The following is a 16,852-nucleotide window of genomic DNA, read 5'->3' on the forward strand; positions in this document are numbered from 1 at the left end:
AGGATTGTTGAATAAGCTAGTGCGGGGTGGTTCCGTTACGTTTATGCAGTGCGGCGGGCTGTGGAACGGGTTGCTTTCCCCGGAAGACCGATCGAGCTTCCTCGTCACTTCGTTCCTGTGGGATCTCGCTCGCCCTTTCTACCGGAGGAGTCAACCCGTTCCACAGCCCACCTTAGCCGGATGGTGACTAACGGAACCGCAGCTATAGTAAGGTTTTCTGATTTAGGATATGTGGTTAAATCATATATGCATCAAAGTGATCTAAAGCCTTATATGTAAAGGTGTTTAGTATCTGAAATAATTTTTCTCTTAAGCAAGAAATAAATGAATTCAGCCATGGGTCCGTTAATCTACATATAAGCAAGGGGTGAAGGAAACGGCAAACTCCAGTGGTAGAAAGGGCAGTTGAGACCCCGCAGAGAACGGAGTGAACGAGGAGGCTCAGCTGGTCTTCCACAGGAGTATTGCCGTTTCTCTGACCCCCTTACTCCTCACAAAAGCAACGGACTGCTCTCAACTAATCTCTATTCCAATTCTTCCGTATTAGGGGGATATCGCCGAAGATGGATTATAAGCTTTAACTCTTATTGATAGCATGGAGAGACTTCCATTTTCGTGCATGCTTCGTCCAAACTTCGCTCATACTAAGCGAAAGTGTGAAAGGAGCGATCATGTATGGGTAATGAAGATCAACCAAACAAGGATCAGGACCAACAACAACAGCAACAACAGCAGTCTGCTTTAATGCAAAAAATTCAACAGTTAGGGCAGTCCAATGTGCCACAAGCGGCAGACTCTAATGTTCATATTTTACCAATTATTGGTCAGATAGAAGGGCATGTTCAGTTACCTCCTAAAAACAAAACAACAAAATACGAGCATTTAATCCCACAACTTATTGCGATTGAACAAAATCCAAAGATCGAAGGACTCATTGTATTGTTAAATACGGTAGGAGGGGATGTTGAAGCTGGTCTTGCTATTTCAGAGATGATCGCATCAATATCAAAACCAACCGTATCGATTGTTTTAGGTGGAGGCCATTCCATTGGAGTTCCAATTGCTGTTGCAACGGATTATTCCTTTATCGTTGAAACAGCAACGATGACCATTCACCCAGTACGTATGAACGGTCTTGTTATAGGTGTTCCACAAACATTTGAGTACTTAGAGAAAATGCAAGAACGTGTTTTAAATTTTGTAACTGGAAATTCAAATGTTGATGAAGAGAAGTTAAAAGACTTGATGTTTGCAAAAGGGAACTTGACAAGAGATATCGGTACTAACGTAATTGGTGACGATGCAGTGAAATACGGTTTGATTAATGAAGTTGGCGGTGTAAGTCACGCAATCAAAAAACTTAATGAAATGATTGAAGCTAACAAATCAAATGACGGGGAACAGACGGTGATCCAATAATGATTCATTACACACCTTTAAGCGAACATGATATTTACGAAGATGATCCAAAAAGCTATGAAAAACAACGTATCGTGTCTGTTAACGGAAAAAGTATGAAAGTAAATGACAATGATGACGGAACTGTTCAGCTTGTTCAACTGCTTTCAACGGATCCTCAAGATTATTTAGATCAACGTTATATTCCTGGTAATACATTTTCTGTGACAGATATCGAGATGTGAACAAACTGTTCGCATCCTCTATCCATATGATATAATAGACAAAGAAAGCAGCCGTAAAGGCTGCTTTCTGTCATAGGAATAGAGGTGATGAAATGGCCAAGAAAAAACGCAAAAAAACAAAAAAACAAACCAAGATGAAAGATCAGGTGAAATTTGAGCTGGTCGGCTTACTTTTCATTTTTCTTGCCGTTTTTGCAAGCGGTGCTAGTGCTATTGCTGGGGGGGCAATTCCGAGCGGCCTAGAGAATTTATTCCGCTTTTTCTTTGGTATCTGGTATATTGTAGTATCTATCTTTTTCTTAATAGTGGGTCTGTATTTAATGATTCAAAGGAAATGGCCGTTATTCTTACATAAACGATTTGTTGGATTTTACATACTTTTTGGTGCAATACTTTTACTGACACATGTCCAAACATTTGAAGCCATAATGAAGAATAATGTTGAGCCTTCAATTATTAAAACAACTTGGAATCACTTTCAAGCCTATTTACAAGGGGACCTACCACCAACTCAGCTTGGCGGAGGTATCATCGGAGCTTCCCTTTTTGCCTTTACGTATTATCTATTTGCCCCAACAGGAGCGAAAATTGTATCCTTTTTTGCAATGGTGGTTGGCGTTTTATTTTTAACAGATCTATCACTAGGAAATGTCTTGCAGAAAATTGTTGAAAGGATAAAAGCATTTTTTTCAAATCAGTTGGATCTTCTTAAAGAGCAGAAAGAACAATACTCAGAAAAGAAAAAAGAGAAAAAAGAAGCTGCTGAGCAAAAGAAATTGGAACAACAAGAAGAAGATATGGACAATACACAGTCTGCTCCTTCAGAGATTGAATATGGAGAAGATCAAGAGCCTGTAATTCAAGACTTTACAGACGTTGCTTATAGTAGTAATACAAGTTCTTCTGAAGGACAGGATAAGCCTGATGGTAACACCGCAGCTCAAACGTCATCAGATGGTGAGCAACAAGAGGAAGTGGATATAACACAATCCTTGCCATTAACTGAAGTAGAGAATCTAGACTATCACTTACCTACAATGGACTTATTAGCTGAACCAACACATAATGCACAACAACAAGAGCGATCTAAAATTCAAGCAACCGTTAAAAAGCTTGAGCAAACATTCCAAAGCTTTGGCGTTAAAGCGAAAGTAACAAAGGTTCACGTAGGTCCATCTGTTACCAAATATGAAGTTTACCCAGATGTGGGAGTAAAGGTTAGTAAGATTGTAAACTTACATGATGATTTAGCCTTAGCTTTAGCAGCAAAAGATATCCGTATTGAAGCACCAATCCCAGGTAAGTCTGCAGTAGGTATTGAAGTACCAAACCAAGAGGTGGCAACTGTAAGTCTTCGAGAAGTATTGGATTCGAAATCAGCAAGTGACTCGAAACTATTATTTGCTCTCGGACGAGATATTTCGGGTGATGCTATTGTATCTGAACTGAATAAAATGCCTCACTTACTTGTTGCAGGTGCTACCGGAAGCGGTAAATCAGTATGTATTAATGGAATTATTACGAGTATCCTAATGCGAGCAAAACCTCATGAAGTGAAGATGATGATGATTGACCCGAAAAAAGTCGAACTTAATGTGTACAATGGAATTCCACATCTTTTAGCTCCTGTAGTTACAGATCCGAAAAAAGCATCTAGAGCTTTGAAGAAAGTTGTATCAGAAATGGAACGTCGCTATGACTTATTTTCAGATACAGGAACGCGTAATATTGAAGGGTACAATGAGTATGTTCGAAAACACAATCAAGAAGGTCAGGATACTCAGCCACAACTTCCTTATATTGTTGTGCTTGTAGATGAATTAGCAGACTTAATGATGGTTGCTTCTAATGAAGTGGAGGATGCAATCACAAGGCTAGCCCAAATGGCGCGTGCAGCTGGTATTCACCTTATTATTGCAACTCAGCGACCTTCTGTAGATGTTATAACAGGTGTTATTAAAGCGAATATTCCTTCTCGTATTGCATTTAGCGTTTCATCACAAACAGATTCACGTACGATTTTAGATTCAGGTGGAGCAGAAAAACTTCTTGGTCGAGGCGACATGTTGTTTATTCCAGTAGGAGCTTCTAAGCCAACCCGTGTACAAGGTGCTTTTTTATCTGATGAAGAAGTTGAACGAGTCGTGAATTATTGTGTTGAACAACAAAAAGCTCAATATGAAGAAGAAATGATCCCAGAAGAAGAGACTGAAGTAAAACAAGAAGTAGACGATGATTTATATGAAGATGCCGTACAAATGGTATTAGAAATGCAAAGCGCGAGTGTTTCCATGTTACAACGTAGATTCAGAATTGGTTACACACGAGCAGCGAGACTAATCGATGCAATGGAAGAACGTAATATTGTTGGTCCCTATGAGGGAAGTAAACCAAGAGAAGTACTCGTTTCCCAACAACAAAATGAAGAACGATCGTCATAACAAGAAAGGCGCAAGCGCCCGTTTAGCAACGAATATTATGCAATTTCCTATAACAGAACAACAAAAGGTGTCCTAGTTTTGGGCACCTTTTATTATGCATAAAAGTAGCCCAATGATATCACACCTCTACCATCCTCTAACAATTAACCGAAAACCTTCCAAAAACACTGGTGTAACAGTAATCTCAACATAAAATAGTGGGACATAATCATTCCACAAAAACCTTTATGACATACTACTACTTGCAATCGCTTACTCACATGTTTCCCAGTTTATAAGCGTTTTGTTAGAAAATTGTGATTAATATGACATGGGGTCTTTTTCATAAAAATAGTAGAATTCTATTTATTTATGTCGAGAAAAGTGTTATATTAATCTCGAATGTGATGAGTCGAACGTCAGATGTCAGATCTCTCACATAGCGATTCGGTTGGGGTGAACTACATGAGTATAAAAACAGATAATCGTCACCTCTATTTACAGGTGATCGACGAAATTAAAAAAGATATTGATAGCGGTTTATATCAAGCAAAAGAAAAACTTCCATCCGAGTTTCAGTTATCAAAGAAACTAGGCGTCTCGCGTGCTACGTTACGAGAAGCCTTACGGATACTAGAAGAAGAAAATGTGGTAACGCGTAGACATGGTGTAGGAACCTTTGTTAATCCTAAACCGGTGTTCTCATCTGGTATTGAAGAACTATTTAGTGTAACAGAAATGATCGAACGTGGTGGTATGAAGCCAGGGAGTCAGTTTCTGTCAACAGAAATGGTTGAACCAACAGAAGAGGACATTAAAAAATTTTATCCTATAAATGTCGAAACATTAGCAAAAATCGAACGTGTTCGTACTGCAGACGATTTACCTGTTGTATATTGCATCGATAAAATCCCAGATCATTTGATACCGATTGAACACGTTCATCATGGGGGATCGATGTTTCAGCTATTAGAACAACATAGTGATAAAACAATAAGTTATGCGGTTACATTTTTAGAACCTGTATCTTATCAAGAAAGGCTCTATTCGATTTTAGACTGTGAACCAGATCAATCTTTATTACTACTTAAGCAAATGCATTATACAGATGAAGATGAACCTGTACTATACTCAAAAAACTATTTCCGGGCTGACAAGTTTGGTTTCCATGTTTTGAGAAAACGGGTGTAAGGGCTTTCAATTGTATGTCATAATGGCGATAGAACTTTAAGGAGGTGATGGGGGAGAGGTATCAACGTGTTGTCGAACATTTTGAATTTATGAATCTATTAAATTAGCGTAGGGGGTAATTAATTTGAAACAACGTCGTTTTCTATTAGTTTTTGCTTTATTATTAGCAGTTGGTATGATCCTTGGCGCATGTGGATCATCTGAAGAAACAGGTGGAGAAAATAACGAAGAGAAAAACAACAGTGAAGAAGGTTCTAATAACGAGGGCAATAGTGAAGAAGGAAATGGTGACTTTACTGTAGCGATGGTTACAGACGTAGGTGGCGTTGATGACAAATCCTTCAACCAATCTGCTTGGGAAGGTCTTCAAGCTTTCGGTAAAGAAAATGGCCTAGAAAAAGGACCGAATGGTTACAACTACGCTCAGTCTGAGTCCGATGCTGACTATCTTCCAAACATTACTCGTCTAGTTAAGAAAGACTACAACCTTATTTATGGTATTGGATACTTACTTAACGATGCAATCTCTCAAGCTTCAGAGCGTTTCCCTGAAACGAACTTTGCAATTGTAGACTCTGTTGTTGATCAGTCAAACGTTGCAAGTATTACATTTAAAGAGCACCAAGGTTCTTTCCTTGTAGGTGTAGCAGCTGCTATGAAAACTGAATCTAACAAAGTTGGATTTGTTGGTGGCGTCGAAGGTGACCTTATCAAGAAGTTCGAAAGTGGTTTCCGCGCAGGTGTTAAATCTGTAAACCCTGATATCACAGTTGATGTTAAGTATGCAGGTGGATTTGCAAACGCAGACAAAGGTAAAGTAATCGCGAACACAATGTACAAATCTGGTATTGATGTAATTTATCACGCTTCTGGTGCGACTGGTAACGGTGTATTCTCCGAAGCAAAAGATATCAAAAACAGTAACCCAGACCGTCAAGTATGGGTAATCGGTGTTGACCGTGACCAGTATGCTGAAGGTCAAATTGGTGATCATAACGTTACACTTACTTCAATGGTTAAACGTGTAGACGTTGCTGTACAAGACATTTCAACTAAAGCAATGAACGGTAACTTCCCAGGTGGAGAAATCGTTAAATACGGTCTAGATGATGATGCTATTTCTGTAGCTCCTACAAACAAAGAAGCTTACACAGATGAAATTAAACAAAAAGTTGAAGAGTGGAAGAAAAAAATCGTTGATGGTGAAGTCGAAGTTCCAAGCACACGTGAAGAACTTCAAAGTTATTTAGACTCTCTTTAAGAATTAATTGAAAAAGGCTAGATTTTCTAGCCTTTTTCTTCTCTAATCAACAATAAAAAGATAAGAAAAATCATTGAATGAAAAGGAACTTTCGGGTCCCGGCCCTTTTCATTTGCTGATTTTTACACGTTAGGAATAGGATATGATCTATGTACGAATCAGTAACTATTTAACAACACAGTGCTTAACGTATTGGGGGAAATAAGGAGTGAGTAGAGTGGATTACGTTATTGAAATGTTAAACATTAGAAAAGAATTTCCCGGCATCGTAGCTAATGACAATATTAACCTTCAAGTTAAGAAAGGTGAAATTCACGCTTTACTTGGAGAAAATGGAGCAGGAAAGTCGACTTTAATGAACGTATTATTCGGATTGTATCAACCGGAAAAAGGTGAAATTCGTGTAAAGGGTGAACCTGTTAAAATTACAGATCCTAACGTAGCGAACGAGCTTGGAATAGGGATGGTACACCAGCACTTTATGCTTGTTGATACGTTTACGGTTACAGAAAATATCATTTTAGGAGCAGAACCTAAAAGTGGTGTAACCGTTGATACCAAAAGTGCAGAACAAGAGGTTCGTGAGATCTCAGAAAGGTATGGTCTGAAAGTAGATCCTTCAGCCAAAATAAGAGATATCTCAGTTGGGATGCAACAGCGTGTAGAAATCTTAAAGACACTTTACCGTGGTGCTGATATTTTAATCTTAGATGAGCCTACAGCGGTTTTAACGCCTCAAGAAATCAAAGAACTTATTCAAATTATGAAAACACTAATTCAAGAAGGAAAATCTATTATCTTAATTACTCACAAACTAAAAGAAATTATGGAGGTTTGTGATCGTTGTACTGTCATCCGTAAAGGTGAAGGAATTGGTACGGTAAATGTTGCTGAAACAAATACTACTGAACTTGCATCCTTGATGGTGGGTCGAGAAGTAAGCTTTAATACAGAAAAGGAGCCAGCAAAACCAAAAGAGGATATTTTACATATCAGAGATCTTCGTGTCAAAGATACACGTGGAGTGGATATGGTTAAAGATTTGAACCTTGATGTCCGAGCTGGTGAGATCGTTGGTATTGCAGGGGTTGATGGTAACGGTCAAAGCGAATTAATTGAAGCAATAACAGGATTACGTGATGCTGAAAGCGGTTCTATTGAGTTAAATGGCCAAAATATTACGAATCTGACACCACGTAAAGTAACGGAATCAGGGGTTTCACATATTCCGCAGGACCGTCATAAATTCGGTCTTGTACTAGATTTTCCTATTGGTGAAAATATGGCTCTTCAAAACTATTACCAAAAACCATATGCAAACATGGGGATCTTAAACTATAAAGAGATTTATCGAAAAGCTAATAGCTTAATAGAAGAGTATGACGTTAGGACACCAAGTGAATATACACCTGCTCGTGCCCTTTCTGGTGGTAACCAACAGAAAGCTATTATCGGTAGAGAAGTTGACCGTTCACCTGACTTGTTAATTGCAGCACAACCAACGCGTGGTTTGGATGTTGGTGCGATTGAATTTATTCACAAAAAGCTTGTTGAAGAACGTGATAAAGGAAGAGCTGTTCTACTGTTATCTTTTGAATTAGATGAAATTATGAATGTGAGTGACCGAATTGCTGTTATGTTTGATGGGCAAGTGGTTGCCAATGTGAAACCAGAAGAAACGAATGAACAAGAGCTCGGCCTTCTCATGGCAGGTAGTAAGAAGCAGAAGGAAGGTGACAGCTAATGTTCTCAAATAATCGATTAACGAACATACTTATACCCGTCATATCAGTAGTATTAGGTTTACTTTCAGGCGCAATTATCATGCTTATTTTTGGATATAACCCGATAAGTGGTTATGCTGCTCTATGGAATGGGGCATTTGGAGATTCGTACTTCTTAGGAGAAACTATTGTTAAAGTTACCCCATATATTTTATCTGGACTAGCCGTGGCATTTGCCTTCCGTACTGGGTTATTTAATATTGGTGTTGAAGGACAAGTATTTGTTGGTTGGCTAGCTGCTGTGTGGGTAGGAACGACTCTTGATTTACCGATGGTTATTCATTTACCGCTAGCGATTTTAGTAGCTGCAGTAGCAGGAGGAGCTTGGGGGTTTGTGCCAGGCTTTTTAAAAGCTCGATTTGGTGTTCACGAAGTTATTGTTTCCATCATGATGAACTACGTTGCATTGTACACATGTAATGCAATCATACGATCTGTTCTAACAGATAATAGTGATAAAACCGATTATGTAAAAGACTCTGCATCATTAGCTTCAACATGGCTTTCAGATATTACAGGGTTTTCCCGATTACACTTTGGGTTTGTTATAGCCATTATTGGCGCAATCATTATGTGGTTTATTCTTGAGAAAACCGTTAAAGGATATGAGTTACGTTCAGTAGGTTATAACCCACATGCCTCCAAATATGCTGGAATGAATGTAAACCGAAATATTATTTTGTCCTTTATTATATCCGGTGGTTTTGCGGGAGTTGCAGGTGCAATGGAAGGCCTTGGAACATTCCAGTATATGTCCGTTAATAACGCTTTCACTAATATAGGGTTTGACGGAATCGCTGTTGCCTTACTAGGTGGAAATGCAGCACTAGGAACCGTGTTAGCCGCCTTCTTATTTGGTACGTTGAAAGTCGGGGCCCTGAACATGTCAACATCAGGCGTTCCACAAGAACTCGTGGACATCGTGGTTGCATTAATTATTCTATTTGTAGCCTCAGGTTATATCATTCGTTGGGCGCTTTCTCGCTTCAAAAAGGAGGAAAAATAAATGGGGATTTTAGATGTTTTGACACTAATCGTACCTTCAGCCATATTCTTTGCAGCCCCGCTTATTTTTACAGCATTAGGTGGAGTTTTCAGTGAACGCTCAGGTGTTGTTAACATTGGATTAGAAGGTTTAATGGTTATGGGTGCGTTTGTAGGTGTTACTGTAAACCTTACAATAGCAGGTCCATTAAGTGAAATGGGAGAAATCTGGGGAGATTTAACACCATGGATTTCAACATTAGTCGCTATGGTTGTAGCTGCTATCTTTTCTGTTATTCATGCTGTAGCTTCTGTTACCTTCAGAGCTGATCAGGTAGTTAGTGGCGTAGCAATCAACTTCTTGGCACTTGGTATCGGACTTTTCTTAATTGAAGAGTGGTATGGTAAAGGGCAAACGGATATGGTAAATGCACCATTCTATTCTGTACCTACTCCAATCTTAAGTGAAATCCCAATTATAGGGCCAATGTTCTTTGAAGGATATATTACATCGTTTATCGCGATTGTTTTAGCTTTTGTTGTATGGTTTGTTATTTATAAAACGCCATTTGGACTGCGTCTTCGTTCTGTTGGTGAGCACCCAATGGCAGCTGATACAAACGGAATTAACGTTTCCAAAATGCGTTATACAGGTGTAATTCTGTCAGGCGCCTTCGCGGGTATTGGAGGATCTGTGTTTGCGTTAACCTTTACACAAAACTTCTCCCACGCGACGATTGCAGGACAAGGATTTATGGCGCTCGCAGCTATGATTTTCGGGAAATGGCATCCATTAGGAGCAATGGGGGCAGCTTTATTCTTTGGATTTGCTCAAAGTTTAAGCTTAACAGGGTCATCCATTCCATTGTTGCAAGATATTCCATCTGTATTCTTAATGATTGCACCTTACGTGTTAACAATCCTAGCCCTTGCAGGATTCATCGGCCGCGCCGAAGCTCCAAAAGCGATCGGTACACCATATATTAAGGGTAGTCGTTAATAACATTAACAAAAATAAAGAATGTTGTTCTAAAGCACATGTGATTTCTTAAGAGAAATCACATGTGCTTTTATTCAGTTTTATGGCAGTAATATTGAATAAGCTGGTGCGGAGTGGTTCCGTTGCTTTTATGGAGTGCGGCGGGCTGGGAAACGGGCTGCTTTCCCCGGACGAACGATCGAGCCTCCTCATCCGCTACGCTTCTTGCGGGGTCTCGCTCGCCCGTTTTTCCGGAGGAGTCAGCCCGTTTCCCAGCCCACCTTAGCCGAATGATGATTAACGGAACCACAGCGATATTAAGAAGACGATGCTTAAGGACATTTGTTCAGCTAATGTCTTTTTAATGATCTTTTTGAAGAGCTTACGGACATTCATCCCGTTATTTGCTCCAAATCATCTTTAAAAGTCCATTTTGTCACAAATAAGGTACCATATGTCCGCAAGGGTTAGAACTCATACAACTAGGGTCCGTTAACTTCCACAACCTTAAGGGGTGAAGGAAACGGCAAACTCCCGCGGTAGAAAGGGCAGATGAGACCCCACAGAGAACGGAGTGAACGAGGAGGCTCAGCTGGTCTTCCGCAGGAGTATTGCCGTTTCACTGAACCCCTACCTCTCATAAAAGCAACGGACTGCTCTCAACTTATCTCGATTTCGAGTCTTCCAGATAAGGGGGCTTTTGTTAATTAACATTTATAAAGTATCGCCTATACTGTTCCCATATTATTAGCCACATTCATGAAAAAGCGATACAATCAAAGAATACATAAAATACTGGATAGCTTTTCTATAATATAGAAAGGCTAATGATAAGTATCAGTATGATTAAAGGAGGAACCTTAATGCCGCGTGTAGAGGAAAAGCGTTATGAAAGCAAAGGATATGATATACATATCATCCCGAGCAACAAATATAAAACAAACACAATTGTTGTTAAATTTAAGTCTCCACTCAAAAGAGAGACCATTACAAAACGAGCGATGTTACCTTATGTGTTACAACAGGCTACAGAGAACTATCCATCTGCAAGATCGTTTCGAACAGCCCTTGATGACCTATATGGCACTGTATTAAAAGTTGATGCTTCTAAAAAAGGGGAGCATCATGTTATGACATTCCGAATGGAAGTAGCGAATGATGAATTTTTGACAGAAGATCATGACCTTCTTCGTAAAGGGTTACAAATGATGCAGGAAGTCATCTTTCATCCTAAAAAAGATGGAGAATCTCTAGATAAAAACATTGTCGATCGTGAAAAGCAAACCCTAACGCAAAAAATTAAGTCATTAAAAGACGATAAGATGAGTTATGCAAATAGTCGTTTACTAGATGAGATGTGTAGTGAGGAGCCTTATCGATATCATGTTCATGGATATGAAGAAGACCTTCAAGACATCACAGGTGAGAGTCTATTTGCTTATTATCGAGAAATGCTTGCACAAGACAAGATGGACGTATATGTGCAAGGCCGTTTTGACGAAAATAAAATTCAAAACGTTGTAGAAGAGGAAATCAAACGGGATTCAAATCCAACTATAACGTCAACGGAAACGACTTCGAAAGAGGCACCTGAACAACCTAATGAAGTAATTGATAAGCAAAATGTACAGCAAGGTAAACTTCACCTTGGTTACCGTACACATATTCGATACGGAGATAAAGATTACGCTGCGCTTCAAGTGTTTAATGGTATATTTGGTGGTTTCCCATCATCTAAACTGTTTATAAACGTACGAGAAAAGCATAGTCTTGCTTATTATGCTGCATCTCGATTTGAAAGTCATAAAGGCCTTTTACTTGTATTTAGTGGAATTGATCCAAATGACTACAAACAAGCTCGAGATATTATTGAAAAACAGATGCAAGCCATGAAAGACGGAGATTTTTCTGATGAAGAAGTACAAGAAACTAAAGACCTTGTAGTAAACCAGTTCCTTGAGACATTAGACAACCAACAAGGTGTTGTGGAAGTCCTTTATCATCAGGTGATTTCAGGGAGCGATCGCACACCAGATGAACTCATTGAAGAAGTAAAGCAGGTTACAAAAGAGGATGTCTTACGAGTAGCTGAAAAGGTTCATTTAGATACGGTTTACTTCCTAACCAAGCAAGAGGGAGGCGATGCATAATGAATACACAACATTATGAGCAAATTGGAGAAACGCTTTATTCCAAGAAACTTGATAACGGATTAGAAGTCTATTTATTACCGAAACGCGAAATGGCTAAAACATTTGGGGTCTTTACAACAGAATATGGTTCCATTGATCAAACCTTTTCCCCCATAGGAAAAAGAGAGCGAGTAACGGTACCTGAAGGGATTGCACACTTTTTAGAGCATAAGCTTTTTGAGAAAGAGGATCGAGATGTATTTCAAGACTTCACGAAGCTAGGAGCATCTCCAAATGCGTTTACGTCTTTCACGAGTACAGCTTACTTGTTCTCAGCAACCCAACATATCCAAGAAAATGTGAGAACTCTACTTGATTTTGTTCAAGATCCTTATTTTTCTGATGAATCAGTTGAAAAAGAAAAGGGTATCATCGCACAGGAAATTCGCATGTATGATGACCAACCTGATTGGCGAGCATTTTTTGGAACGATCCAAAGCTTGTTCCAAAACCATCCTGTAAAAGTAGATATCGCAGGGACTGTGGATTCCATTCAAGATATTACAAAAGAAGATCTCTATACGTGTTATAACACGTTTTATCATCCATCCAACATGACCTTCTTCGTTGCAGGGAATTTTGACCCTGAGAGTATGATGAAGTTGATTGAAGAGAATCAAAATGCTAAGGAATTTGAAGCTACACCTACCATAGATCGAGCTTATCCAGATGAGCCGAAAGGTGTAGCAGAGGCTCATAAGGTTATTGAAATGCCTGTATCTGTTTCCAAATGTTTAGTGGGTGTTAAAGAGGATACAAAATACTTGAATGAAGATACATTCTTGAAGACGGATATGATGAAGAATATGGTGTTGGATCATTTCTTCTCTAAGAGTGGAGAATTTTTTGAAGCACTTTATAATGAAGATTTAATTGATGATTCTTTCCATTTCGAAACACATCTTGATAAATCCTTTGGCTTCACGATAATAGGCGGAAATACACGTAACCCTGAAAAATTAAGTGAACGTGTAAAGGGAATGCTTCATGAGCTAAAGGGTCGTAATTTAACAGACGAAGAGTTTAATCGTATGAAAAGGAAAAAGATCGGACAATTTATGCGATCCATGAACTCTCTAGAGTTTATTGCAACAACGTTTGTTCAATATCGTCACCTTGGTATTGATCTATTTCAGGTTTTACCAGCCATTGAATCCTTAACAAAGGATGAGGTTGAAGAACACCTTAAAGCGTGGATTGATGAAGATCGTATCGCAGTAACAGAAGTACGTCCTTCTGATAAGTAGAAAGGAAGTAAGATGGGGAAAACATGCCTAATTATAGGTGCTAGTGGAGATATTGGAGCTTCTATTGCCATATCTTTTGCAGAACAAGGGTATAAATTAATTCTTCACTATCATCAAAATGAAGAAGCGATTAAGAAAATAAAGGAACAGATACCTCATGGATCTGTTCTCCAAATTATTCAATCGGATTTGAGTTCGGGAATAGGTATAGAGAGTCTTTGTGAGACACTCGAACACCCTGTTGATACAGTGGTATTCTCAAGTGGCGTTAGCCAAGTAAAGCTCTTCCAAGACGTAACAGATGGAGATATGGACATGATGTATAATGTTCATGTAAAAGCTCCTTGGAAAATTACGCGTCACCTTTTACCATCCATGATTCAGAATAAAGCTGGTAATATTATTGTGATCTCTTCTATTTGGGGAGATGTGGGTGCAAGTTGTGAAGTGTTGTATTCAACGGTTAAAGGTGCTCAGGATAGTTTTATCAAATCACTTGCTAAAGAAGTGGGGCCCTCTGGAGTTTCTGTGAATGGGATTCGTCCTGGTATTATTGAAACAAAGATGAATCGTCACTTGAGTGAGGAAGAAAAACAAGAGATTATAGAAGAAATTCCTGTGAATAGAATGGGGCAAGTAGAAGATATTGCTCATACTGCATTATTTTTAGCGGATGACCGTTCTTCTTATATACAAGGTGAATTGATCAATGTCACAGGGGCTTGGAATGGATGATGACTTTTCCTTCTTTCATGAATAAAAGCGGATGTCTTTTCAAAAGATAATCCTGTAAGTTGAATTAAGGAGGAATTAGACATGTCTGTATTAGATAACTGGGATTCCTGGAAAGACTTTTTAGGGGATCGCCTACACCAAGCACAAGGTGATGGAATGAACGATCAAGCCGTTTCTAACCTTGCCTATGAAGTAGGTGACTATTTAGCAAACCAAGTAGATGCGAAAAATGACCAAGAGGCTATGCTTCGTGATCTATGGAGTGTTGCTTCTCAAGAAGAACAACACGCAATTGCTAATATGATGGTAAAACTTGTACAAAATAACGGAACGAAGTAAAAGCGAGAGGGTCTTCCTCTTGCTTTTTCTTTTGTTATGAAACTAATTGGAGATGGTGTTCGTCTTATGAAATAGCCGCTCTTTTCTGAAATCTTTCCTTACTACCTGATAACTTCTGCAAAAAATGTGAAGTTTTTGGACCATATTAGCCTTTTCTAATATTTCAATTTGCTTTATGATAGGAATAACTAACATTTTCATTATCTACGTTTAGGTTTAATGAGGAAGGAGTTGTGATATGGATAAGAAGGAATGGTACCTGGAATATGAAATTAAGTATAATCGTCCAGGGTTGCTGGGTGATATATCCTCCTTGTTAGGAATGCTATCCATTAATATCGTTACGATTAATGGTGTTGAAGATTCTAGACGAGGAATGCTTTTATTATGCAAACATGATGAACAAATTAATCGTTTGAAATCAATTTTACAAACGATGGATACGATCTCAGTTACGAAATGTCGTCGTCCTAAATTGCGTGATCGCTTAGCCGTGAGACACGGGCGTTATATACATAGTGACATTGATGATAAAAAAACATTTCGTTTTGTCCGTGAAGACCTTGGTCTTTTAGTAGATTTTATGGCTGAATTGTTCAAAAAAGACGGACATAAACTTATTGGAATTAGAGGGATGCCTCGAGTAGGAAAGACAGAATCTATAGTAGCTGCAAGTGTATCTGCCAATAAAAAATGGCTTTTTGTATCAAGTACATTACTTAAACAAACGATACGTAGTCAATTAATCGAGGATGAGTACTCCCCTGAGAATCTCTATATTCTCGACGGAATTGTTTCGACAAAAAGAGCAAATGAAAGACATTGGCAACTTGTACGAGAGATTATGCGCCTTCCAGCAACTAAGGTTGTTGAACATCCAGATATGTTCGTACGAGAAACGGAATATAAATTAGGTGATTTCGACTACATCATCGAGCTACGCAATAGTGAGGATGAAGAAATTACATACGAAACAGTAGATAAGTCAGAATTTAATCAAGATGATGGCTTTTCCATGTTTGACTTTTAAAATGGATGGTGTTTAAAGATGGAAATCGGTGCTAGGTTAAAAGAAGCAAGAGAAGCAAAGAATATGTCTCTTGATGATGTCCAAAATGAAACGAAAATCCAAACCCGTTATCTACAAGCCATTGAAAAAGGCAATTTCAGTATTATGCCGGGTAAGTTCTACACAAGAGCATTTATTCGGCAATATGCTGAAGCGGTTGGATTAGATCCCGATTTAATCATGGAAGAACATGCGAATGAGCTTCCAAGTTCAAGTGAAGAAGAATATATTCAATACACAAGATTACAACGACATAAAGACGAAACATCCACTAAGGGATCTGCTATCTTTACATTTTTACCTAAATTTATTATCGGTTTGCTTGTAATTGGTATTCTTGTAGTTGGGTATATTTTCTATCAAAAAACAATTGATTCAAATCCTGCTGACACACCTGCTCAGGATGAAGACGGCGTAAGTGATGAAGTCTTCAGAGATGAGGATGGAGATTCAGGTAACTCGGATAGCTCTGGCGATAGTAGTGAAGGGGATCAGAATAATTCTGATCAAACAAACGAAAATAACGGAGAAGATAATCAAGGGGATACACAAGAAACTCAAGAACCTGAAGAACCTAAGCAAGAAATTAATGTGGTAGAAAAAGGGTCTGGGGCAGAACCTGAATCTACTTTAGAATTGGTTAATGCAGATGAATTAAAATTTAGAGCAGAAATTATACAAGAAAATGATGAAAGCTTTTTAGGTGTTCGTAACGGAAAAGGAAAAGAGTTCTTCGGGAAAATCCTTAACTCAGACACCCCTGAAATGAGTTTAGACCTTACTGGAGAAGAACGTATTCGAATCCGTGTTGGTCGAGCCAATCAAACCAACATCTTTATAAATGATCAGAAGCTAGAGTATCCAGTGAATCCAGAAGAAAATATTGTTCAAACCATTTGGATTAACGTAAAAGGTTCATCAGTACAATAGTCTAAGGAAAAAGAGTCATCTTGAAAAAGATGACTTTTTTCTAGTCAATCATTATACGTTTCACGGGAACAGAAAATG

Annotated in this window: 14 protein-coding genes; all 14 read left to right on the forward strand. The window is 38.6% G+C overall.

What is annotated here, in order from left to right; all coding sequences use genetic code 11:
- Positions 1-675 precede the first annotated feature (675 nt).
- The 14 genes from GS400_RS09470 (at position 676) to GS400_RS09535 (ending at position 16,774) form a co-directional block, all read left to right on the forward strand.
- Positions 676-1,419, forward strand: coding sequence for a ClpP family protease (locus GS400_RS09470; RefSeq protein WP_160101167.1), 744 nt, complete (start codon positions 676-678; stop codon positions 1,417-1,419).
- The gene (locus tag GS400_RS09475) at positions 1,419-1,643 is read left to right on the forward strand and encodes a YlzJ-like family protein (RefSeq protein ID WP_160101169.1); all 225 of its coding nucleotides are present in this window, start codon (positions 1,419-1,421) and stop codon (positions 1,641-1,643) included. The genes GS400_RS09470 and GS400_RS09475 overlap by 1 nt, the downstream gene beginning before the upstream one ends.
- A 92-nt stretch (positions 1,644-1,735) precedes the next feature.
- Positions 1,736-4,084: an FtsK/SpoIIIE family DNA translocase gene (locus GS400_RS09480; protein ID WP_160101171.1), complete on the forward strand. Its 2,349-nt coding sequence runs from the start codon at positions 1,736-1,738 to the stop codon at positions 4,082-4,084.
- 444 nt (positions 4,085-4,528) lie between these two features.
- Positions 4,529-5,254, forward strand: coding sequence for a GntR family transcriptional regulator (locus GS400_RS09485; protein WP_160101173.1), 726 nt, complete (start codon positions 4,529-4,531; stop codon positions 5,252-5,254).
- Positions 5,255-5,378: 124 nt separating this feature from the next.
- The gene (locus tag GS400_RS09490; protein ID WP_160101175.1) at positions 5,379-6,515 is read left to right on the forward strand and encodes a BMP family lipoprotein; all 1,137 of its coding nucleotides are present in this window, start codon (positions 5,379-5,381) and stop codon (positions 6,513-6,515) included.
- Positions 6,516-6,732: 217 nt separating this feature from the next.
- A complete protein-coding gene (locus tag GS400_RS09495; protein WP_160101177.1) occupies positions 6,733-8,259 on the forward strand; it encodes an ABC transporter ATP-binding protein in 1,527 nt (508 codons plus the stop codon).
- Positions 8,259-9,305: an ABC transporter permease gene (locus tag GS400_RS09500; RefSeq protein WP_160101179.1), complete on the forward strand. Its 1,047-nt coding sequence runs from the start codon at positions 8,259-8,261 to the stop codon at positions 9,303-9,305. Before GS400_RS09495 ends, GS400_RS09500 begins: the two co-directional genes overlap by 1 nt.
- On the forward strand, positions 9,306-10,283 hold the full coding sequence (locus GS400_RS09505; protein ID WP_160101181.1) for an ABC transporter permease: 978 nt from the start codon (positions 9,306-9,308) through the stop codon (positions 10,281-10,283).
- Between the two features lie 842 nt (positions 10,284-11,125).
- Positions 11,126-12,412, forward strand: a complete 1,287-nt coding sequence (yfmF, locus tag GS400_RS09510; RefSeq protein WP_160101183.1) for an EF-P 5-aminopentanol modification-associated protein YfmF — start codon at positions 11,126-11,128, stop codon at positions 12,410-12,412.
- The gene (gene yfmH / locus GS400_RS09515; RefSeq protein ID WP_160101185.1) at positions 12,412-13,701 is read left to right on the forward strand and encodes an EF-P 5-aminopentanol modification-associated protein YfmH; all 1,290 of its coding nucleotides are present in this window, start codon (positions 12,412-12,414) and stop codon (positions 13,699-13,701) included. The genes yfmF and yfmH overlap by 1 nt, the downstream gene beginning before the upstream one ends.
- A 12-nt stretch (positions 13,702-13,713) precedes the next feature.
- Positions 13,714-14,436: an elongation factor P 5-aminopentanone reductase gene (gene ymfI, locus GS400_RS09520; RefSeq protein ID WP_160101187.1), complete on the forward strand. Its 723-nt coding sequence runs from the start codon at positions 13,714-13,716 to the stop codon at positions 14,434-14,436.
- Positions 14,437-14,517: 81 nt separating this feature from the next.
- A complete protein-coding gene (locus GS400_RS09525) occupies positions 14,518-14,775 on the forward strand; it encodes a DUF3243 domain-containing protein (RefSeq protein ID WP_027447508.1) in 258 nt (85 codons plus the stop codon).
- A gap of 238 nt (positions 14,776-15,013) precedes the next feature.
- Positions 15,014-15,805, forward strand: coding sequence for a YmfK family protein (locus GS400_RS09530; RefSeq protein ID WP_160101189.1), 792 nt, complete (start codon positions 15,014-15,016; stop codon positions 15,803-15,805).
- A gap of 18 nt (positions 15,806-15,823) precedes the next feature.
- Positions 15,824-16,774: a helix-turn-helix domain-containing protein gene (locus tag GS400_RS09535; RefSeq protein ID WP_160101191.1), complete on the forward strand. Its 951-nt coding sequence runs from the start codon at positions 15,824-15,826 to the stop codon at positions 16,772-16,774.
- The last annotated feature ends 78 nt before the right edge of the window (positions 16,775-16,852 follow it).

The organism is Pontibacillus sp. HMF3514 (assembly GCF_009858175.1).
Lineage (GTDB): Bacteria > Bacillota > Bacilli > Bacillales > BH030062 > Pontibacillus.